This window comes from Bradyrhizobium sp. JR3.5, assembly GCF_054057015.1.
Genome location: NZ_JBSRYV010000001.1, coordinates 2033891 through 2055088, shown reverse-complemented (window position 1 = coordinate 2055088; position 21198 = coordinate 2033891). Strand labels below are relative to the sequence as shown.

The following is a 21198-nucleotide window of genomic DNA, read 5'->3' as shown; positions in this document are numbered from 1 at the left end:
TCGGGGCGGGAACCCTAGCCGCGGGTGGGCATTTTCTTGTGGTGAGAGCCAACACCATAGCATCGCCCAGCGCCATGATCGCCGATCCGACCGCGCCACCGCGGGCATCGATGAATGACGATCGCAGCCCGTTGCTGACGCTGATCTCCTGCATCAGCTGCATCAGGACGATGCGGCTTGAGAGCAGCTCTCCGGGCAGCGAGGGCAGGGACATCCTTCAATATCGCTGCGAACAATGCAGCCGCATCGAACGGGTGCAATTGGTGCGGCGAACCTGGCCAGCGGACCGTTAGCCCTCCGTTTGAAAATTATGACCGCGCTCTCGCTTTTCTGGGCAGATCTTCATTTGCCGGGAGATCGTCCGGCACGCTTTCGGAGCGGTGCCCCGTCAGCTTCGAGAGTTCGCGGCTGAGGTCGTGAATGCGGTACGGCTTGCGCAGGACCGGAAAGTCGGACCGCACGTCGCGCGCACTCTTGCTGTAACCCGTCGTCAGCAGGATCGGCAGCTCGGGCCTCCTGTCCCGGATCGCGCGCGCCAGCTTGAGCCCATCCATCTTGCCGGGCATCACGATGTCGCTGAAGACCACGTCGACCCCGTTGGTCTCGATTTCCGATAAGGCAGCCTCTGCGTTCGAAGCCCAGCGCACGGTGTAACCGAGCTGTTCGAGCAAGCCCGTGCTCGCATCGGCAACCGCCGGATTGTCCTCGATCAGCAGGACGGTTGCGGAGCCGCGCACGCTGTGGCCCGCAGTCGTCCCCGTTGCGGCCGCGGTCCCGCGCGGGAGGTAGATGCTGACCGTGGTGCCCTTGCCGAGCGTGCTTGCAATCTCGATCCGGCCGTCGGCCTGGTGGGCGAAGCCGTGGACCTGGGACAGTCCGAGGCCGGTCCCTTTGCCGACCGGCTTGGTGGTGAAGAACGGGTCGAAGACCTTGCTCAGCACATCCTGGGGGATGCCTTCGCCGGTATCGGCTACGCCGATGGCCACCTCGGTGGTTGCGGGTACGTTTCGGGCCGAGACCGTCAGTGTACCGCCACCAGCCATCGCGTCCCGCCCATTGACGACAAGGTTGATCAACGCGGTCTCAAACTCGTTCGGGTCGACGGAGACCGGCCAGAGATCCGGCTGGATCTCCATGTTCAGCTTGATCGCGCCGCCGAGCGCGCTGCTCAGCACCTCGCGCACCGCGGTGATCCTGTCGGCGACATCGATGGTCTGCGGGTTGACGCTCTGGCGGCGTGCGAAGGTGAGCAGCTGGCTGGTCAGGGATGCGGCGCGCTCGGATGCGGTTTCGATCGCACTCAGGGCAAGCTGGCCGCGCTCGCTTGTCACCTCGCGCTTGATCCGGTGCAGATTGCCCGAAATGATCATCAGGAGGTTGTTGAAGTCGTGCGCGACGCCGCCGGTCAATTGGCCCAGCGCATCCATCTTCTGCGATTCCGCGAGCTGTCGCTGCACCAGTTCGAGCTTCTGCTGCGCCTCACGCCGCTCGGAAATGTCCCGCGTGATCTTGGCAAAGCCGACCAGGCTGCCGTCGCTGTCGCGGATCGGATCGATCACGACGCTGGCCCAGAAGAACGAGCCGTCCTTGCGGACCCGCCAGCCATCCTCCTCGTAGTGCCCGGTCTCTTCCGCGATCTTGAGCGCACGGGCCGGCTTGCCCGCGGCCTGGTCGGCCGGTGTGTAGAAGCGTGCGAAGCTCTGGCCGATGATTTCACCGGGCGAATAGCCCTTGATGCGCTCGCCGCCGGCGTTCCAGTTGGCGACGATGCCGGCCGGCGTCAGCATGTACAGCGCGTAGTCGGTGACGTTGCTCACCAGCAGGCGGAACTGGCTTTCGCTGGCGTCGAGATCCGCGCGCGCTTGTCGGCGCTCGGTCACGTCGCGGGTGACCATCGCGTAGCCGATCAGCTTGCGCTTCTCGTAGATCGGATCGATGACCACAGAGGCGTAGAATTGCGAGCCATCCTTACGGATGCACCAGCCCTCGGCCACGGCGTGCTTTTCCTTCCGCGCCATCTGCAACGCTTTGGCGGGAAGGCCCGATGCACGATCCTCCGCAGGATAGAAGACCGAGAAGTGCTTGCCGAGGATCGCCTTGGCCGGATAGCCGGTGATGCGCTCGGCGCCGTTGTTCCAGTTGATCACCCGTCCATCGGGGGCGAGCGTGCAAATCCCATAGTCAATCGCCCCTCCAACCAACGGCCGGAAGCTGCGCTCGCTTTGGAAGATGCCCCGCTTGAGCTGGCCTGAATTCTTAACCATCACCAATCCTGCCAACGCCGGGAACGTTCCAGCGAGGCCAATGTTCCAATGCGATCAAATGCGCCGATCGGACCAAGCAATACGAACGGCTTACGCTACTGCGCAAAAAGTTCCAATGCGCATTGGAACTTTTGGTTCCACCGACGATTAAGCCCCTCGGTTTGCGTCACAAATCGCGGTTTTGGCGTTTTCCCGCTTGAATAGATCAAGGGCAGTCATTCTTATAGTTGCACTGGTAGTTGCACTGGCTTCTCCGAGTCCCTGGATTCGTGGCCAGCGCGTAGGGGAAATTACATGACCGATCTCGGTTCGCCGCCTCGTCCCCGTGCTGATACACACCGTGCCCAATTATCGAACGGAAGCCTCGATTCCTCGCACGATCTGCTGCAATCGCTGCAGGCGATGCGCGGTGGCGACTTCTCGGTTCGCATGCGTGGCGACTATCTCGGTATCGACGGCAAGATCGCGGACGCCTTCAACGAAATCGCCGCCGCCAATGAGCGCATGGCGCTGCAATTGGCGCGCGTCGGACAGGTCGTCGGCCGTGAGGGGCAGACCCGCCAGCGCGTCAATTTCGGCCTCGCCAGCGGCGCCTGGGCCGATATGGAAAGCTCGGTCAACACCCTGATCGACGATTTGCTGTGGCCGACTCGCGAGGTCACCCGCGCGGTCGCCGCGGTGGCGCAGGGCGACCTGCTGCAGACCGTGCAGCTCGACGTCGAGGGCAGGCCGCTGCGCGGCGAATTCCTGCAGTCGGCGAACATCGTCAACACGATGATCAAGCAGCTCTCGGTGTTTACTTCCGAGGTCACGCGCGTGGCCCGCGAAGTCGGTACCGAGGGCAAGCTCGGCGGCCAGGCCCAGGTCCCGGAAGTGACCGGCGTCTGGAAGGACCTGACCGAGAGCGTCAACTCGATGGCCAACAACCTGACCGGCCAGGTCCGCAACATCGCCGAGGTGACGATCGCGGTCGCCAACGGCGACTTGTCCAAGAAGATCACGGTCGACGTCCGCGGCGAGATCCTGCAGCTAAAGGAGGCCATCAACACGATGGTCGATCAGCTGCGGTCATTCGCCTCGGAAGTGACGCGCGTGGCGCGCGAGGTCGGTACCGACGGCAAGCTCGGCGGCCAGGCGATCGTGCCCGGCGTTGCCGGCACCTGGAAGGACCTCACCGACTCGGTGAACGCGATGTGCGGCAACCTGACCGCCCAGGTCCGCAACATCGCCAACGTGACCACGGCCGTGGCGCGCGGCGACCTGTCGCGCAAGATCACGGTCGACGTCAGCGGCGAGATCCTCGAGTTGAAGGACACCATCAACACGATGGTGGACCAGCTCAACTCGTTTGCGTCGGAAGTGACGCGCGTGGCGCGCGAAGTCGGCACCGAAGGCAAACTCGGCGGCCAGGCCCAGGTGCCCGGCGTCGCCGGCACCTGGAAGGACCTCACCGACAACGTCAACTTCATGGCCTCGAACCTGACCGCACAGGTCCGCAACATCGCCGACGTCGCGACCGCGATCGCCGGCGGCGACCTGTCGAAGAAGATCACGGTGAACGTATCGGCGCGAGATCCTTCAGCTGAAGGAAACGCTGAACACGATGGTCGACCAGCTCAATGCGTTTGCGTCGGAAGTGACGCGCGTGGCGCGCGAGGTCGGCACCGAAGGCAAGCTCGGCGGCCAGGCCAACGTGCTCGGCGTCGCCGGAACCTGGAAGGACCTGACCGACAACGTCAACTTCATGGCGTCAAACCTGACCGCGCAGGTCCGCAATATCGCCGGCGTCACCACCGCGGTCGCCAACGGCGACCTCTCGAAGAAGATCACGGTGGACGTGCGCGGTGAAATCCTCGAGCTGAAGGACACCATCAACACGATGGTGGACCAGCTCAACGCCTTCGCCGGCGAGGTGACGCGCGTGGCGCGCGAGGTCGGCACCGAGGGCAAGCTCGGCGGCCAGGCCGAGGTGCGCGGCGTCGCGGGCACCTGGAAGGATTTGACCGACAGCGTCAACTCGATGGCCTCGAACCTGACGGCACAGGTCCGCAACATCGCCGAGGTCGCGACCGCGGTGGCGAAGGGCGACCTGTCGAAGAAGATCACCGTGAACGTGTCGGGCGAAATCCTTCAGCTGAAGGAAACGCTCAACACGATGGTCGACCAGCTCAACGCCTTCGCCGGCGAAGTGACGCGCGTGGCGCGCGAGGTCGGCACCGACGGCAAGCTCGGCGGCCAGGCCGAGGTGCCCGGCGTCGCCGGCACCTGGAAGGATTTGACCGATAGCGTCAACTCGATGGCCGGCAACCTGACGGCGCAGGTCCGCAACATCGCGGAAGTCGCGACCGCGATCGCCGGCGGCGACCTGTCGCGCAAGATCACGGTCGACGTCCGCGGCGAAATCCTTCAGCTGAAGGAAACGCTCAACACGATGGTCGACCAGCTCAACCGCTTCGCGGGCGAGGTGACGCGCGTGGCGCGCGAGGTCGGCACCGACGGCAGCCTCGGCGGCCAGGCCAACGTGCCCGGTGTCGCCGGCACCTGGAAGGACCTGACCGACAGCGTCAAACTCGATGGCCGGCAACCTCACGGCGCAGGTCCGCAACATCGCCGAAGTGACGACCGCCGTGGCGCGCGGCGACCTGTCGCGCAAGATCACGGTCGACGTGAAGGGCGAAATCCTCGAGCTGAAGAACACCATCAACACGATGGTCGACCAGCTCAACGGCTTCGCCGGCGAGGTGACGCGCGTGGCGCGCGAGGTCGGCACCGAAGGCAAGCTCGGCGGCCAGGCCGAGGTGCCCGGCGTCGCCGGCACGTGGAAGGACCTCACCGACAACGTCAACTTCATGGCGTCGAATCTCACGGCGCAGGTCCGCAACATCGCCGAGGTCGCGACCGCGATCGCCGGCGGCGATCTGTCGAAGAAGATCACGGTGGACGTGCGCGGCGAAATCCTGCTGCTCAAGGACACCTTGAACACGATGGTCGAGCAGCTGCGCTCGTTCGCCGCCGAAGTGACGCGCGTGGCGCGCGAGGTCGGCACCGAGGGACGGCTGGGCGGCCAGGCCGTGGTGCCCGGCGTCGGCGGTACCTGGAAGGACCTCACCGACAACGTCAACCTCTTGGCGGCGAACCTGACCACGCAGGTCCGCAACATCGCCGAAGTGACGACCGCCGTGGCGCGCGGCGACCTGTCGCGCAAGATCACGGTCGACGTGAAGGGCGAAATCCTCGAGCTGAAGAACACCATCAACACGATGGTGGACCAGCTCAACGCCTTCGCCGGCGAGGTGACGCGCGTCGCGCGCGAGGTCGGCACCGAGGGCAAGCTGGGCGGTCAGGCCGAGGTGCGCGGCGTTGCCGGCACCTGGAAGGACCTCACCGACACCGTCAACGTCATGGCGGCGAACCTGACCGAGCAAGTGCGCGGCATCGTCAAGGTGGTGACCGCCGTCGCCAATGGCGACCTGAAGCAGAACCTGACAGTGAAGTCGAAGGGCGAGGTGGCAGCGCTCGCTGACACGATCAACAACATGACGGAGACGCTTGCGACCTTCGCCGAACAGGTGACCAGCGTGGCGCGCGAGGTCGGCGTCGAGGGACGGCTCGGCGGTCAGGCCAACGTGCCCGGCACCGAAGGCACCTGGAAGGACTTGACCGGCAACGTCAACCTGCTGGCGGCCAACCTGACCTCCCAGGTGCGCGCGATCGCGGAAGTGGCGACCGCCGTGACCAAGGGCGACCTGACACGCTCGATCCAGGTCGACGTGCGCGGCGAGGTCGCGGAGCTCAAGGACAACATCAACACGATGATCGGCAACCTCCGTCTCACCACGGAGCGCAACACCGTGCAGGACTGGCTGAAGACCAATCTGGCGCGCTTCACCAACATGCTGCAGGGCCAGCGCGATCTTGCGACCGTCGGCCGCCTGCTGCTGACCGAGTTGGCGCCGCTGATCAACGCGCATATGGGCGTGATCTACCAGGTCGACAATCCCGAGAATGCGCAGCTGCGCTTGCTGTCGGCCTATGCCAGCGACAGCAGCAATCCGCATCCGCAGATCGTGCAGTTCGGCGAGGGACTGATCGGCCAGTGCGCACTCGACAAGCGCCAGCGCCTCGTCTCCGATATTCCCGGCGATGCGGTGCCGATCAATTCGGCGCTGATGCGGATCATGCCGAAGAACCTCGTCGTATTCCCGGTACTGTTCGAGAACCAGGTCAAGGCGGTGATCGAGCTGTCCTCGATCTCGTCGTTCACGACATCGCAGATCACCTTCCTCGAACAGCTGACCGACAGCATCGGCATCGTGCTCAACAGTATCGAGGCGACGATGCAGACCGAGGCGCTGCTCAAGCAGTCGCAGCAGCTCGCCGGCGAATTGCAGACCCAGCAGAAGGAGTTGCAGCAGACCAACGACCAGCTCGAGCAGAAGGCCCAGCAGCTTGCCGAACGCAATGTCGACGTCGAGCGCAAGAATCAGGAAATCGAGCAGGCCCGCCGCGCGCTGGAAGAGAAGGCGACCGAGCTGTCGCTGACCTCGAAGTACAAGTCCGAATTCCTCGCCAACATGTCGCACGAGCTGCGCACGCCGCTGAACTCGATCCTGATCCTGGGCCAGCAGCTCACCGAGAATCCGGACGGCAATCTGACCGGCAAGCAGGTCGAGTTCGCCCGCACCATTCATGGCGCCGGCACCGACCTGTTGAACCTGATCAGCGACATCCTCGATCTGTCCAAGATCGAGTCCGGCACGGTGACGGTCGATGCCGAGGAAATCCTCACCTCGAGCCTGCTCGAGACGGTCGGGCGGCCGTTCCGGCACGAGGCGGAGAACCGGCATCTCTCCTTCAGCATCGATGTCGACGCCAATCTTGCGCGCAGCATGGTGACGGACTCCAAGCGGTTGCAGCAGGTGCTGAAGAATCTGCTGTCCAACGCATTCAAGTTCACCGCGGAGGGCGGCGTCAGCCTGACCGTGTCGGCTGCACTCGGAGGCTGGAGCGCCGAGCATCCGATCCTGAACGCCGCACCAGCCGTGGTCGCATTCGAGGTGTCGGATACCGGCATCGGCATTCCTCAGGACAAGCAGAAGCTGATCTTCGAGGCATTCCAGCAGGCCGACGCCGGCACCAGCCGCAAATATGGCGGCACGGGCCTCGGCCTTGCCATCAGCCGCGAACTGGCCGGCCTGCTCGGCGGCGAGATCCATCTGCGAAGCGCACCGAGCAAGGGTTCGACCTTCACGCTCTATCTGCCGCTGAAATATGCCGGACCGTCTGCCGCTCTGCGCCCGCCGGCGCAGCCGCTGGCGATGCCGCACACGGCGGCGCCGTCGCTGCAATCGTCCGGCACACAGGAGCGGGTGATCGAGCAGCTGCCGGACGACCGGCTCGATCTCGAGCCCGGCGACACGATCCTCTTGATCGTCGAGGACGACCCGCATTACGCGCGGGTGCTGATCGATCTGGCGCGCGACAAGGGCTTCAAGGTTCTGGTCGCAAGCCGGGGCGCCGAGGCGCTGGATCTCGCCAAGCAGTTCCAGCCGAGCGCGGTTTCGCTCGACGTCTTCCTGCCCGACATGCTGGGCTGGACGGTGCTGAGCCAGCTCAAGCACAATCCGCTCACCCGTCACATTCCAGTCCAGGTCATTACGCTCGACGAGGACCGGCAACATGCGCTGGCGCGCGGCGCCTTCTCCTTCGTCAACAAGCCGACCACGACCGAGGGCGTCAGCGCGGCGCTGTCGCAGATCAAGGAATACGCCAGACCGCGTCGCAAGCGCCTGCTGATCGTGGAGGACAATGCGGCGGAGCAGCTCAGCATCACCGAGTTGCTCGGCCACGAGGATATCGAGATCGTGACCAGCGGAACCGGGGCGGGGGCGCTCTCAACGTTGCGCGAGCATCCATGCGACTGTGTCGTGCTCGATCTGCGCCTGCCCGATATGAGCGGCTTCGAGGTGCTGGATCAAATCCGCAAGGACGAGACGCTCTCCAGTATACCCGTTGTCGTGTTTACCGGCCGGGAACTTTCGGCCGAAGAGGACGCGGAACTGCACACGAATGGCGCGCAGCATCGTCGTCAAAGGTGTGGAGTCGCCGGAACGTCTGCTCGACGAAACGTCACTGTTCCTGCACCGTGTGATCACGGAATTGCCTGTCGAAAAACAGAGGATGCTGGAGAAGCTCAATAGTTCCGATGAGGATCTTATTGGCAAGACCGCGCTCCTGGTCGACGACGACGCCCGCAACATCTTCGCGCTGTCGAGCGTGCTGGAGCGGCGAGGTATGAAGGTGTTGACTGCGACAACCGGTCACGAGGCGATCTCGCTGGTGGAGTCCAATCCGAAGATCGCGATCGTGCTGATGGACATCATGATGCCGCAGATGGACGGTTACCAGACCATCGGCGCCATCCGGCAAAATCCCGCTTTTGCGCGGCTGCCGATCATCGCGCTGACCGCGAAGGCGATGAAAGGTGACCGGGAGAAATGCCTGGAGGCAGGCGCATCCGATTATCTGGCGAAACCCGTGAACACCGAGCAATTGCTGCTGGCGATCCGCATGTGGCTGCACCGCTGATCGGCGATCGATTATGATGGACCATGAAAAGGTAAACATCCTTCTGGTCGATGACCAGCCGGCCAAGCTGCTGGCCTATGAGGTCATCCTGAAGGAGCTCGGCGAGACGCTCGTGGCCGCTTCGTCGGGCCGCGAGGCGCTGGAGTTCCTGCTCAAGAATGAAGTGGCGGTCATCCTGGTCGACGTGTGCATGCCCGAGCTCGACGGCTTCGAACTCGCCGCGATGATCCGCGAGCATCCGCGCTTTCAGAAGACCGCGATGATCTTCATCTCGGCAATCCAGGTCAGCGATATCGACCGGCTGCGCGGCTACGAAATGGGCGCGGTCGATTACGTGCCGGTGCCGGTCGTGCCGGAAGTGTTGCGCGCAAAAATCCGCGTGTTCGCCGAACTCTACCGCAAGACGCGGCAACTCGAACGCCTCAACGCCGAGCTCGAGGACCGGGTGCGCGCCCGCACTGCCGAGCTCGAGCAGTCGACCACACGGCTGGTCGAGAGCGAGGCGCGCCGCAGCATGGCGATTGCCGCGGGCAAGATGGGCTCGTGGGACTGGGATTGGGTCAACGGCGACTGGATGTGGGACGAGGGGCAATACAAGATCTTCGGCGTCGATCCGAAATCCTTCGCACTGACCTCCGATAATATCCAAGCGCTGTTTCATCCCGACGATGTCGAACAACTCCGCCAGGGCTGGACCGGCTTCGGCAACGGCCACACATCCTATGAGGCCGAATTCCGCGTCGTGCGGCCGGACGGCGAGATCCGCTGGTGCGTCGGCACGGCTGCGGCGACCAGCGACAGGAGCGGCAGGGTGGTGCGGGTCAGCGGCGTCACCGTCGACATCACCGATCGCAAGAAGGCCGAGGAACGGCAGAGCCTGTTGACCCGCGAGGTCGACCATCGCGCCAAGAACGCGCTCGCGCTGGCGCAGTCGATCGTGCGCCTGACGCGCGCGCAGAACGTGACCGCCTATGTGCGGGCGGTCGAGGGCCGCATCACGGCGCTGGCGCGCGTTCACACCGTGCTGTCGCTGTCGAGCTGGCAGGGCGCCGAAATCCGGCGGTTGGTGACCGAGGAGATCGCGCCTTATTCCGAGGCCGGACAGATCCGGATCGCCGGCGGAGAGGTGCAGTTGCAGCCCGCGACCGCGCAGACGTTGGCACTGGCGCTGCATGAGCTCGTCACCAACTCCGCCAAATATGGCAGCCTGTCGGTGTTGCCGGGCCGGCTCGCGATCACCTGGGAAGTGGCGGACGACACGCTGATCCTGGCCTGGGTGGAATCCGGCGGGCCTCCGGTGACCAAGCCGAAGCAGAAAGGCTTCGGCACACGAAGCGTCATCGCCAGCATCGAGACCCAGCTCGGCGGACGGGCCGATTTCGATTGGCGCGCCGAGGGCCTGATCTGCCGGCTCACGGTTCCCCTCAAGCCGCTTGTTGGAGACACGCCGGCGTTCTGCGAACCGACGACGGCCGAGCGCAAGCCCATGGTCAGTTCCCGGGCCGTGTAGTGCATGCTGCGGAGCAGCTCGCCTGTGATGCGACGGCGCTTCCCAACGGCCAACGATACAGAGGACATTGTGAATGCATCCTGCGCGCGAACTGCGCTATGAGCGGCGCATCTGACAGGACCTCGCGCGAGGAGCAAATGCGTAAGACAAACCTTGCCGGCGTGAGCATTTCCGTCGTCATCCTCGCAGCGACCAGCATCGCGCGGTCGGGCGCTGAACCTGTGCTGAAGGGCGTGGAGGCCTTCGGCGACTGGCACCGCGACAGACCGGGCACGGTGCGTCTGATCACGCCGCAGGACTTGCCCAAGCCGGGGGCAACGGCGTCCAGCAGCAACTCATCCCGTGTCGTGTCGCGCCCTGCATCGGCGGCGCCGCAGGTGCCGGCGGGGTTCAAGGTCGGGTTGTTTGCGAGCGGACTGAGCGGTCCGCGCATTGTCCGGGCCGCGCCCAACGGCGATATCTTCGTCGTGGAAACCAGCTCCGGCCGCATCCGTGTCCTGCGCAGCACCGACGGCGCCACCAAGCCGGCGACCAATGAGGTCTACGCAACCGGACTGAACCGGCCGTTCGGCATCGCGTTCTTTCCAAACGGCGACAATCCGCAATGGCTCTACGTCGCCAACACCGACAGCGTCGTGCGCTTTGCCTACCGCAACGGCGATCTCAGGGCGCCGGGAAAGCCTGAGAGCATCGTCGCAAACCTTCCTCACGGCTACGGCCATTCCACGCGTGACATCGTGTTTACGCCCGACGACAAGCGGATGCTGGTGTCGGTGGGCTCCGTCGGCAACGCGGGCGAGGGCCTTGGCCGGCCGCCGGAAGGTATCGAGAGCTGGAGCCGCGATCACGCGCTTGGTGCGGCCTGGGGATCGGAAACCGACCGTGCGGCTGTGCTGGCCTTCGATCCCGACGGCAAGAACCAGAAACTGTTCGCCACCGGTATCCGCAACTGCGTCGGACTTGCGATCCAGCCTGGAAGCGGCACGCCCTGGTGTTCGACCAACGAGCGCGACGGCCGCGGCGACAATCTCGTGCCCGACTATGTGACGCGTATTCGCGAGGGCGCGTTCTACGGCTGGCCCTGGTACTATATAGGCGCCAACGAAGACCCCGCGCATAAGGGCGCGCGGCCCGACCTCAAGGACAAGGTGACTACTCCCGACGTGTTGTTGCAGGCGCACTCGGCCTCACTCGGCCTGACCTTCTACACCGGCAGCAGCTTTCCGGCCGAATATCGCGGCGACGGGTTTGCAGCCGAACACGGCTCGTGGAATCGCGCGAAGCGAACCGGCTACAAGGTCATTCGCATCAGGTTGAAGGACGGTCTGCCGACCGGCGAGTACGAGGATTTCGTCACCGGCTTTGTCATCGGCGACAATGAGGTCTGGGGCCGTCCGGTGGGTGTCACCGTGGCGCGGGACGGCGCGCTGCTGGTCTCCGAAGACGGCAACGGCACGATCTGGCGCGTCAGCGCACGACTAGAGCCTTTTCCGTTCCGATTGAATCGGAACGGAGCTCTAGATTCTAGTTTTGACGCGTTTTCTTCACGCGAACCGCTATCCACTTCGCTCGAAAACGCTCTAGCCGTTCGACCTTCACGCGGCTCTTCAGGGCGCCGCCGCGACGGCGGCCGCTACCCAAGTCCGTCCTTGAGGCCGTATTCCTCATAGATGGTCAGCGGATCGGTATCGGGAAACAACCGGCACTTGGCTTGCGCAAGATGCAGCGTGACGGCTCCGGCCTCACATCTCGCGGTCAGGAGCTTCCGGACGTCCTCCATATGCGCGCGCGGCTGATGCTTCGACGGCAACTGTTCGAGCGCGACCAGCGCGGTGGCCAGAGCTTCCGTGACCACCCAATCGTCGTGTCCGGTAATTCCCTTTCGCGGCATCACCACACCCTCCGTCGCACCGGCTGCGACATTGTAGCGCGAGAAGGGTGGGGGCTGTCATCAGCCAACATGGGCAGGGCGGCGGGGAACCGGTTGGCGCGGGCCCTGCCACGATGCGCCGCAGGGAACCAGCGTGGCAGCGCGCGCAGGCAATGCTTAGAACGAGGGTTAGGTCCCTTGATCACCCAGTCAACCCGCCCGATGTTCGATCCCTATCTCTCGGCCTGGAGCCTCGTCCCCGACGGCGATCCGATCGTGACGCACGCCGCACGGTTGCTGCCGGTGCGGCGGCACGGCGAACCGGCAATGCTCAAGCTCTCGAACGAGCCGGACGAACGGCTCGGTGCCATCGTCATGGAGTGGTGGGATGGCGACGGCGCGGCGCGCGTCCTTGCCCGTGACGGCGAGGCGGTCCTGCTCGAACGGGCGATGGGTACCGCTTCGCTCAGCGACATGGCGCGAACCGGCCGTGACGATGAGGCCTGCAGGATTCTCTGTGCAACGGCCGATCGGCTTCACGCAAGGCGAACGAAACCACGGCCGGACCTGACGCCACTGAAAGCCTGGTTTCGCGAGCTGCGGCCGGCGGCGAGGGCGCACGGCGGCATCCTGAACCGATCGGCTGACATCGCCGAAGCGCTGCTCGGCGATCAGCGCGAGATCGTGGTGCTGCATGGCGATCTGCACCATGACAATGTGCTCGACTTCGGTGCGCGCGGCTGGCTTGCGATCGATCCCAAGCATCTCGTCGGTGAGCGTGGCTTCGACTTCGCCAACATCTTCACCAATCCGGATCTTGCTGATCCGGCACGGCCGGTTGCGACCGAACCTGGACGCTTTGCCCGGCGTCTCGACATCGTCGCGGAAGCAGCGAAGCTGGATCGCCGTCGCTTGCTGTCATGGATCGTCGCCTGGACCGGCTTATCGGCAGCGTGGTTCCTCGGCGATGATGATCCGCTCGCCGAAATCGACCTGCAGATTGCAAAACTTGCCGCGTCTGAGCTCGACCGGATGGCGTAGGGCGCGCAGCGACTACGCCGCGGCGGCGCTGGCTCCGCTCAGCGACACACTCAAGATCCGCCATTTCGATATGTCGAAGAAGTAGGCGGCCTTGATACGCGCGGACGCGGGATCCGGCGCCTGAATCGCGGTGTGGAATTTCCGCTCCCCATCGCTCAGCGAAATCCGGAATGTCTGCATTGGTCGAACCTCCACGCGCGGATGCTGCGGCACGGACGGTTAACATCCGGTTGCTGGCAGCGGTCCGGCGTAGCGCACGCGCGTCTCACGCGCTGCCGTTCTCATGTGAAGCCCGCGGCAGCCGCACCATCGTGTCTTCTGCACCAACGACGCGTCCGTCCTGCGCTCTCAGCTCGAGGCGGCGCACCGGCAGTCCATTCTTTCGATCAACCAGCAGCACATGCGCTTCGTCGGGCTCGAAGAAGAAATCCTCACCCCACTGCCGGAGCGCGACGAGGAGCGGGAACAGCCCGCGTCCCTTTTCGGTCAGCACATATTCCTGGTACGGGCTGCCGTCCGCTGCAGGCGCGGTCTCCATGATTCCGTGCGCCAGCAGATTACGGAGCCGGGCGGAGAGGATGTTCTTGGCAAGCCCAAGGCTCTTCTGAAATTCGCCGAACCGGCGCAGCCCGTCGAATGCATCGCGGACGATCAGCAGCGACCACCAGTCTCCGATCGCATCCAGCGGCCGGGCCACGCCGCACATCGAGTCCCTGTGGCTCACTCGCTTCGCCATCGTGGTCCGCCTGACGCTCCTCAATCCATATTCTGATCGGTGCGCGGCCCGAAAGACCGCCCCGTCGGGGCTCGGTATATCGGTTGCAAAGTAAAACCACAAGCGATACACGATGGTTTCAATCTAAAACCATCCGAGGCCGAGCCATGATCCAGTCCGACGCCACCTTCGACGGCACCTTTCCGTTCACGCCGCATTTCAGCACGGCTCCAGGTTTCCGGATGCATTATGTCGACGAGGGCCCGCGGGACGGCGAGGTGGTGCTCTGCCTTCATGGCGAACCGACCTGGGGCTATCTGTTTCGCCATCTTGTGCCGGCCCTCAGCGCCACGCAGCGCGTGGTCGTTCCGGATCACATGGGGTTCGGCAAGAGCGCGACGCCGGCGCAGCGCAGCTATTGGCTGCAGGACCATGTCGACAATCTCGAAGCGCTGGTCCTTGCGCTCGATCTCACCGACATCACGCTGGTCATGCATGACTTCGGCGGCCCCGTCGGCATGGGGTTCGCGGTCAGGCATCCGGATCGCATCCGCCGCATCATCTCGGCCAACGGGCCGACGCCGTTCGGGCAGAGCGATCTGTTCGAGCGCGTCACGGCCAATGCGCTAGCTTCGCGGTGGTTTCAATGGATCGCAAAGGCCGAGGCGAACGGCGAGCTCGAGCCGGTTCTCGGCCAACTCGGTTTCAACATCCTGAGCACGCTCAAGCTCAATGGTTTCGAGAACAACGCCGTCATCACCGACACCTGGCTCGCCGCCTACGGCGCACCCTTCGCACGCCCGGCCGACTGTCTCGGTGCGATCGGATGGGCCAGGGGCTTTGCGACCGGTGCGCACAGGTTCGACGCGCCGGATCCCGCCGCCGACCGCGCGATCCGCAGCAGGCCGGCGCTCGCCATCTGGGGCGAGGCGGACCGCACCCTGCACGCAGAGCATTTCCTGCCGCTGTTTTCCGCGATCTTCCCGGCGGCACCGGTCAGGCGTCTCACCGGTGTCGGGCATTACTGTCTGGAGGATGCCCCGGAGGAAATCGGCGGCCTGATCGCGGAGTTCATCCGGCAGACCTGACTGCGACGGCTGGGCACATCGAGGGCAGGTGGCGGAAGGGGTGTCCGACTGAATAGTGTCCGCAGCTATCCGAGAACGTTTGAAAAGTCCTGCAAAATAAGTGTTTCTCGCAATTCTACGGTCTGGCGGCGTCCGAAGATTTCCGGTATGTTCCACAAACGATTTGTGCGTAGCATTGTTCAGCGAGAGAACCTATGGGCCGCGCCCGCAACAAGCTCTCAGTCAATTTCACAAAGAAGAACGACTTAAGGCCCGGCCTCTACGGTGACGGTGACGGCCTATACCTGCAGGTCAGTCCGAGAAATCCTACTCCGAAGGACAAGCGACGGATCACCAAGGCGTGGGTATTCAGGTTCATGATCGCAGGCGTCGCCCGCAAGATGGGCCTCGGGGACTATGACCGTGTATCACTCGCAGACGCCCGCAAGAAAGCCGCTGCGGCGCACCTGCTCGTGGTCGACGGCATCGACCCCATCGCAGACCGCGACGTCAGGAAGGCCGCCCAGGCGGCCGAGAAGGCCAAGGCACTCACGTTTAAGGAATGTGCCGAGGGTTACATAGCTGCGCATCGATCGGGCTGGAAAAACGCGAAGCACGCTGCCCAGTGGACATCTACGCTCGAGACTTACGCATATCCCATCATTGGCAGTCTTCCGGTCCAAATGGTCGAGACGGCGCATATCACGAAGATCCTACAGCCGATCTGGACCGAGAAGACGGAGACCGCCAATCGGGTCCGCGGCCGGATCGAGAAGGTTCTCGATCGCGCAAAGGTGCTGGAGCTTAGGACTGGTGAAAACCCTGCCAGGTGGCGCGGCCATCTTGATCAGGTGTTGCCGGCCAAATCGCAGGTCGCGCCCGTCGTACATCACCCGGCATTGCCTTATCCCGAAATCCCCGACTTCATGGCGAAGCTTAGAGCGCGCAACAGCATCAGTGCCAGGGCCCTGGAATTCACGATTCTGACAGCGGCGCGCACTGGCGATACGATCGGCGGCAAGGTCGGCGAGATCGACAAGGCGGCGAAGCTCTGGATCGTTCCCAAGGACCGGCTGAAGGGCAAGCGAGGAGCCCGCAAACGAGATCACGTCGTTCCGCTCTCGAAACAGGTCCTTACTGTCCTGGAGACCGCGCCACGCGAAGGGGAATATCTCTTTCCGGGCAGCGAAAAGGGAGCCGGGTTATCAAACGCAGCCATGTCCGAACTACTCAAGGGCATGGGCTACAAACCTGAATATGCCACCGTGCATGGCTTCAGGTCGTCCTTCCGGGATTGGTGCGGCGACATGACCAGCTATCCGAACGAGATGGCGGAGATCGCGTTGTCTCATACGGTCAGCGACAAGGTTGAGGCGGCCTACAGGCGCTCCAACATGCTCGAGCGGCGGCGCCGGCTGATGCAAGACTGGGCCGATTATTGCGCTTCGATACCCCGCGCCAAGACCGACATAGTTGTTGCCATGAAGGGTCCGCGATGATCATAGACCCGCTTGAGATACATCGTGGCGCTCTCATCGCGCAACTTCGCGATGTCGCGACAGAAAACAACCAGCGCGTCAGGCAGGTACGGACCATCGCCACGCTGTGCTATTATCTGGGCCAGATCGGCGTTCCAACAGAACTCTCGATGCCCCTTACCGAGCTTGCCGGCGAGATCGCAGACCGCCTCGCGCGCAGCAATGAAAAGCCACTAATAGAAAGCGAGCAGTGGGCTGCCTGTGCGGCGGCCGTCACCTATTTGAAAGATCATCTGGGCGTCGGGTTAGCGGAGGCCCTTCGCTCGGTGGCCAAAGCCGCGGGCGGGAAGATTTCCGAACGACAGCTACGAGAATTCCGCAAGAACGTCGGCAAGGGACGCGCCAGACCCGAAGCTATCCAATTTCATAATTTCGAGATTCAGCGAAACAAGACCGCCCTTCGGGGACTCGAGCCGAACATACAGAAGGACGTCCTGCTGAAATCTATCCGGCGCGTAATGGGCGACGGCTCACCGCCCACAAAGGGTAAGACCCGCAATCGTAATACCCCGACGGAATAGTAATTCTCTGGGCGTCACCGGAATCCCTCCGGGGAACGCAAAAGAGGATTTGCAGATGTCGAACCAGTTTTGGCGCCTTGAACGGGTGCAGCAGGAGACCGGCTTAACCCGCTCTGCCATTTACGAGCGGATGGAAGCTCAAACCTTCCCCAAAAACTTCAAGATTACGGAGCGGTCCGTCGCTTGGCTGTCTGACGAGATTCAGGCCTGGAAGTCGGAGCGCCTCAAGGCCGCCGGCAAGATCCGGGAGGCCGCATAGATGGCCTTTGAAGATCACCCGAGGATTGTGGCCTCAGTCAAAAAAAGCGGAAGAGAAGAGTTTCGTATCACCATCAGGAACTTCAATGGCAATGCAAAGCTCGAGATTCGCGTGTTCGAGAACCGGCCCGACACCGGTTGGAGTTCGACGCCGCGCCATCTCGTTGTGGGCAGGGATCATGGCGCGGTTAAGGGGCTAATCGACAGCCTGGCCTTGGGCCAAGCGCTGCTAGAGGCGGAGGCAGCGGCCTGATGCAGTCACCCATGGAAAACCCCGCAACGCTGGCGGCGTGCGGGGCTCCGAAACTTGATCTGGCTGGCGCTTCGATCGGTTCGGAATGTACGCCCTCGCTTCATTATCTGCAAGCGCGTCGTCTAACGCGGCGCTGTGCAATCAGTTTGGCCATGGCCGCTGTGCTCGTCCCGATTCTGCACGGGGAGGCGCAGCCATGAATAAGCAAATCAAGCCCGAACAGCTCGAACTGGCCAACGGCATATCCCGCGAGGAATTGTTGCTGGCTCGGGCGCCGCACATAGATCCGGAAAGTCCTGCCCTGAAGGCGGATCGGGCGAAGGTCGACAAGATTGCGCTGGCGGAGAAAGCTGACGCCATCCTGCGCGAGGAGGTCGAGTTCAATTGGAACGACGACGATTCCATCATCCTTAGAGAGCAGCGCGCGACCGCCGCGTACCGCAACAGGGTTGGCGAACTGATCATACGCCAGCAGGCCGGCTGGAACGACGACCAGGACACTTTCATCTACATTTCATCCGAGAACGAAGTCGCCTTCATGGAAGGGCTCGCTAAGCGGGCTCGGGAAGGCTGACATCCGTTGGGAAAGAGACGCAACAATCAGATAGACGGGCAGTTCTCTGCCCGTACTATCGAAATGCTGACCAGTCCCGCGTGGCGGGTGCTGAGCTTGTCAGCACATCGCGTGTTCGACCGCGTCTGCATCGAGCTCGCGCACCACGGCGGCAACGACAACGGGCGGCTGCCGGTCACCTACGACCAGTTTATGGAGTACGGGATCGATCGGCAAGCAATCGCGCCGGCAATCCGCGAACTGGAGGCTCTCGGCTTCGTGGAGATCACTCAGAGGGGGAAGCCGAGCGCGGGCGAATTCCGCTGGCCCAATTACTTCCGGCTCACATGCGTCAACAGCAAAAGCAGCCCAAACCCCTCGCACGAGTGGCGTAACGTCAAAACAGTCGAGGCGGCCAACCAGCTCGCTCGGGTAGCGCGCATGGCCAAAAACAAATCCCCAGGGTGGAAAACCCACACTGTCACAGTAGGGGAAACCCACACTGTCGAGGACATCTCCCAGGGTGGAGTTTCCACACTACTGTCCCAGTAGGGGAAACCCACACTACCTCTATATCTCGGGGGAGTACTCAGCGTGCTGCAGGGACTAATCCCGATCCCAACTGCTCGGAGCTTAGGCGTGCGCTAGGCTGAATGGGTGAGGGGGCGGCACCTTGAAGTGGGAGGCCGCTATGGAGCGTCTGTACTTGGGCATTACCGTTACCAGCACATATGCTCTGGTCTCGGTGCTGTTGATGTGGGTGTTCCTGCGCTAGCCGGCTCGTCTGCGCGACGCTGCTTGGCCGTTGTAGTGTCGTCGATATAACGCTTCGGTGATACTTGGCGGATGCTCCGTCCGCCGAATTAGCAAAATAAATTAGTAACTTCAGCGTTCTCGGACGTCACCGGACGCCTACTAGCAACGCTACGCACAAACTGGCTCTTGAACGCGACGGTTTTTCGCATATATTTGCTGCATCGAGTTCGCTCGATGTGCCCATGGCCGCGCAAGCGGAGCGGGCTTTCCACGGATGTACTGGAAAGTCACGCTGCCCATGGGCGTCATTCGCTCCTCACGTTGCAAAGTCTGCACCCACGCCGAAAGATGGCGCATCGAGCTATTGCGCGCTGGTGGCGCAAGCCTCGATAGCTTGGCCGAGAAGTTCGGCCTTGAGCGGGACAGCATCCATCGGCATTGGCACAACCACGTCTCGGACGAGGCAAAGGCGTCGTATCTCTGCGGTCCGGCTCAGCTAGCCGAACTGGCGGAGAAGGCGGCCAGCGAGGGCGACAGCGTCCTCGACCATCTCCGCATGGTCCGCACTGTGTTGTCCGGTCAACTGGCCGCGATGAACGAGGCCGGAGATGGCCGAGGCGTGGCTTACGTGGCCGGCCGGCTGACGTCGGTGCTCGAGACTATCGCCCGCGTTACCGGTGAACTGGGCTCAATGGCCCAATCCATCAACATCACGAACAACGTTGCGGTCCTGGCCGAGCATCCGGCTTTCCTGCGGATGCAGGCCACAATGCTCAAGGCCCTTGCCGCGTTCCCTGATGCGCGTGCGTCGGTGGTGGCGGCATTGCGCGACCTGGACGAGGAGGGCTCACCAGTGAGCCTGCCAAGCCCGTCCATGAGTCAGGTAATCGACCATGTCGCTGCGTAGCCTCGCATCACGACTGGCTGACACGCTGGCCGATGGTGGCTGGCGTGCGAAGGCGCGTCCGTCGCAGTTACCTCCGGCCGGCGATTGGAATGGCTGGCTCGTCATGGCCGGCCGCGGGTTCGGCAAGACCAGGACCGGCGCCGAGTGGGTCAAGGAAGAGGTTGAGACGGGCAGGGCGCGGCGTGTGGCGATGGTGGCCCCGACCGCTGCGGATGCCCGAGACACGATGGTGGAGGGCGAGAGCGGCATTCTGGCAATCTCTTCTGATTGGTGTCGTCCGGAATATGAGCCCTCAAAGCGCAAGCTGACGTGGCCCAACGGCGCCATCGCTCACACCTTCTCGAGCGAGGAGGCCGATCGTCTCCGTGGTCCGCAGTTCGATCTGGCTTGGGCCGACGAGCTGGCGGCCTGGAATGATCCTGATGCAGCCTGGTCAATGCTCCAGTTTGGGCTTCGGCTCGGCCAGCGGCCGCGTTGGATTGCGACTACCACCCCACGACCGATCAAGCTGGTGAAGGAATTGCTCAAGCGGGACGACGTCGTCGTTACCCGCGGCACGACGTTTGAGAATGCCGCCAACCTTGCGCAGCCGTTCCTGAACGCTATCCGGGCTCGATATGAGGGGACCAGGCTCGGAAGGCAGGAGCTGAACGCCGAAATCCTCGACGACGTCCAGGGCGCGCTGTGGACCCGCGACATGCTCGAGCGGGCGCGGTTCGCCGGCACCGTTCCTGATCTCAAGCGCGTTGTGGTTGCGATCGATCCCTCAGGCACCGGCGGCCAGGAGGACGGCGGCGACGCTGTCGGCATCATGGTTGCTGGTCTTGGCGCGGACGGCTTCGGCTATGTGCTGGCTGACCGTACCATCAAGGCGTCGCCCGGCATTTGGGGCGCGCGTGCGGTGGCTGCCTATCACGAATTCAAGGCCGATCGGATTGTAGCGGAGCGCAATTTCGGCGGCGCCATGGTTCAGCACGTCATCCGCACGGTTGATCCTGACGTGCCTTATCGCGAAGTCACCGCGTCCCGGGGCAAGATCCAGCGTGCTGAGCCGATAGCCAGCCTTTACGAGCAGAACAGGGTGCGCCACGCGGGCGGCTTCGCCGAGCTTGAAGATCAACTCGCTGCCATGACGGGCGAGGGATACCTCGGCGAAGGCTCGCCCGACCGTGCTGATGCGTTGGTCTGGGCGCTGACCGAACTGATGACGAAGCCGCAGCCGATTGGCGCGGTGCAGATGACGTATGGCGGCAAGTTAATTGCTGGCCGCATCGAGCGGCGCAGCACCATCAATGACGGCCCGATCACCGAAGGCCCGTTGGCCGGCGGTTACGCAACACGACGATGAGGAGACCAG

At 63.4% G+C, this 21198-nt stretch carries 16 protein-coding genes and 1 pseudogene; 13 read left to right on the top strand and 4 right to left on the bottom strand.

All coding sequences use genetic code 11. The features are described 5' to 3' along the window. Nucleotides 1-308: 308 nt before the first annotated feature. Complete coding sequence (locus tag ACVWW1_RS10300) at nucleotides 309-2264, bottom strand: PAS domain S-box protein (RefSeq protein ID WP_456655695.1); 1956 nt, start codon at nucleotides 2262-2264, stop codon at nucleotides 309-311. 402 nt (nucleotides 2265-2666) lie between these two features. Between ACVWW1_RS10300 and ACVWW1_RS10295 the strand changes: the two are divergent. The 3 genes and pseudogenes from ACVWW1_RS10295 to ACVWW1_RS10285 all read left to right on the top strand — a co-directional run bounded on the left by ACVWW1_RS10295 (nucleotide 2667) and on the right by ACVWW1_RS10285 (nucleotide 12032). Beyond that, a pseudogene (locus ACVWW1_RS10295) lies at nucleotides 2667-8852 on the top strand (HAMP domain-containing protein). Between the two features lie 16 nt (nucleotides 8853-8868). Beyond that, a complete protein-coding gene (locus ACVWW1_RS10290; protein ID WP_456656650.1) occupies nucleotides 8869-10362 on the top strand; it encodes a sensor histidine kinase in 1494 nt (497 codons plus the stop codon). Nucleotides 10363-10499: 137 nt separating this feature from the next. Continuing rightward, nucleotides 10500-12032, top strand: coding sequence for a PQQ-dependent sugar dehydrogenase (locus tag ACVWW1_RS10285; RefSeq protein WP_456655694.1), 1533 nt, complete (start codon nucleotides 10500-10502; stop codon nucleotides 12030-12032). Here ACVWW1_RS10285 and ACVWW1_RS10280 read toward each other — a convergent pair. After that, nucleotides 11996-12253: a hypothetical protein gene (locus tag ACVWW1_RS10280; RefSeq protein ID WP_092114459.1), complete on the bottom strand. Its 258-nt coding sequence runs from the start codon at nucleotides 12251-12253 to the stop codon at nucleotides 11996-11998. The two genes, ACVWW1_RS10285 and ACVWW1_RS10280, sit on opposite strands and share 37 nt — an antisense overlap. A 201-nt stretch (nucleotides 12254-12454) precedes the next feature. Here ACVWW1_RS10280 and ACVWW1_RS10275 point away from each other — a divergent pair, with 201 nt between their 5' ends. Further along, entirely contained in the window at nucleotides 12455-13273 is an 819-nt protein-coding gene (locus tag ACVWW1_RS10275) for an aminoglycoside phosphotransferase family protein (RefSeq protein WP_456656649.1), read from the top strand. Nucleotides 13274-13285: 12 nt separating this feature from the next. On the opposite strand, the gene ACVWW1_RS10270 is transcribed toward ACVWW1_RS10275, so the two are convergent. Both ACVWW1_RS10270 and ACVWW1_RS10265 read right to left on the bottom strand, forming a co-directional pair. Beyond that, on the bottom strand, nucleotides 13286-13453 hold the full coding sequence (locus tag ACVWW1_RS10270) for a hypothetical protein (protein ID WP_176531327.1): 168 nt from the start codon (nucleotides 13451-13453) through the stop codon (nucleotides 13286-13288). An 85-nt stretch (nucleotides 13454-13538) separates the two neighbouring features. Beyond that, complete coding sequence (locus ACVWW1_RS10265; protein WP_456655693.1) at nucleotides 13539-14009, bottom strand: winged helix-turn-helix transcriptional regulator; 471 nt, start codon at nucleotides 14007-14009, stop codon at nucleotides 13539-13541. Between the two features lie 146 nt (nucleotides 14010-14155). On the opposite strand from ACVWW1_RS10265, the gene ACVWW1_RS10260 reads away from it, so the two are divergent. The 9 genes from ACVWW1_RS10260 (at nucleotide 14156) to ACVWW1_RS10220 (ending at nucleotide 21189) form a co-directional block, all read left to right on the top strand. Next, nucleotides 14156-15076, top strand: a complete 921-nt coding sequence (locus ACVWW1_RS10260; RefSeq protein WP_456655692.1) for an alpha/beta fold hydrolase — start codon at nucleotides 14156-14158, stop codon at nucleotides 15074-15076. Nucleotides 15077-15270: 194 nt separating this feature from the next. Next, a complete protein-coding gene (locus tag ACVWW1_RS10255) occupies nucleotides 15271-16554 on the top strand; it encodes a tyrosine-type recombinase/integrase (protein ID WP_456655691.1) in 1284 nt (427 codons plus the stop codon). After that, the gene (locus tag ACVWW1_RS10250) at nucleotides 16551-17114 is read left to right on the top strand and encodes a hypothetical protein (protein WP_456655690.1); all 564 of its coding nucleotides are present in this window, start codon (nucleotides 16551-16553) and stop codon (nucleotides 17112-17114) included. Before ACVWW1_RS10255 ends, ACVWW1_RS10250 begins: the two co-directional genes overlap by 4 nt. Nucleotides 17115-17169: 55 nt before the next feature. After that, nucleotides 17170-17373, top strand: a complete 204-nt coding sequence (locus tag ACVWW1_RS10245; protein ID WP_456655689.1) for a helix-turn-helix transcriptional regulator — start codon at nucleotides 17170-17172, stop codon at nucleotides 17371-17373. Beyond that, complete coding sequence (locus tag ACVWW1_RS10240; protein ID WP_456655688.1) at nucleotides 17374-17625, top strand: hypothetical protein; 252 nt, start codon at nucleotides 17374-17376, stop codon at nucleotides 17623-17625. Nucleotides 17626-17710: 85 nt separating this feature from the next. Beyond that, nucleotides 17711-18199, top strand: coding sequence for a hypothetical protein (locus tag ACVWW1_RS10235; protein WP_456655687.1), 489 nt, complete (start codon nucleotides 17711-17713; stop codon nucleotides 18197-18199). 63 nt (nucleotides 18200-18262) lie between these two features. After that, nucleotides 18263-18730 carry a hypothetical protein gene (locus ACVWW1_RS10230; protein WP_456655686.1) on the top strand — a complete coding sequence of 156 codons (468 nt, stop codon included), beginning with the start codon at nucleotides 18263-18265 and terminating at the stop codon, nucleotides 18728-18730. Nucleotides 18731-19208: 478 nt separating this feature from the next. Further along, nucleotides 19209-19841: a hypothetical protein gene (locus tag ACVWW1_RS10225; RefSeq protein ID WP_456655685.1), complete on the top strand. Its 633-nt coding sequence runs from the start codon at nucleotides 19209-19211 to the stop codon at nucleotides 19839-19841. Next, nucleotides 19828-21189: a DNA-packaging protein gene (locus ACVWW1_RS10220; protein ID WP_456655684.1), complete on the top strand. Its 1362-nt coding sequence runs from the start codon at nucleotides 19828-19830 to the stop codon at nucleotides 21187-21189. Before ACVWW1_RS10225 ends, ACVWW1_RS10220 begins: the two co-directional genes overlap by 14 nt. The last annotated feature ends 9 nt before the right edge of the window (nucleotides 21190-21198 follow it).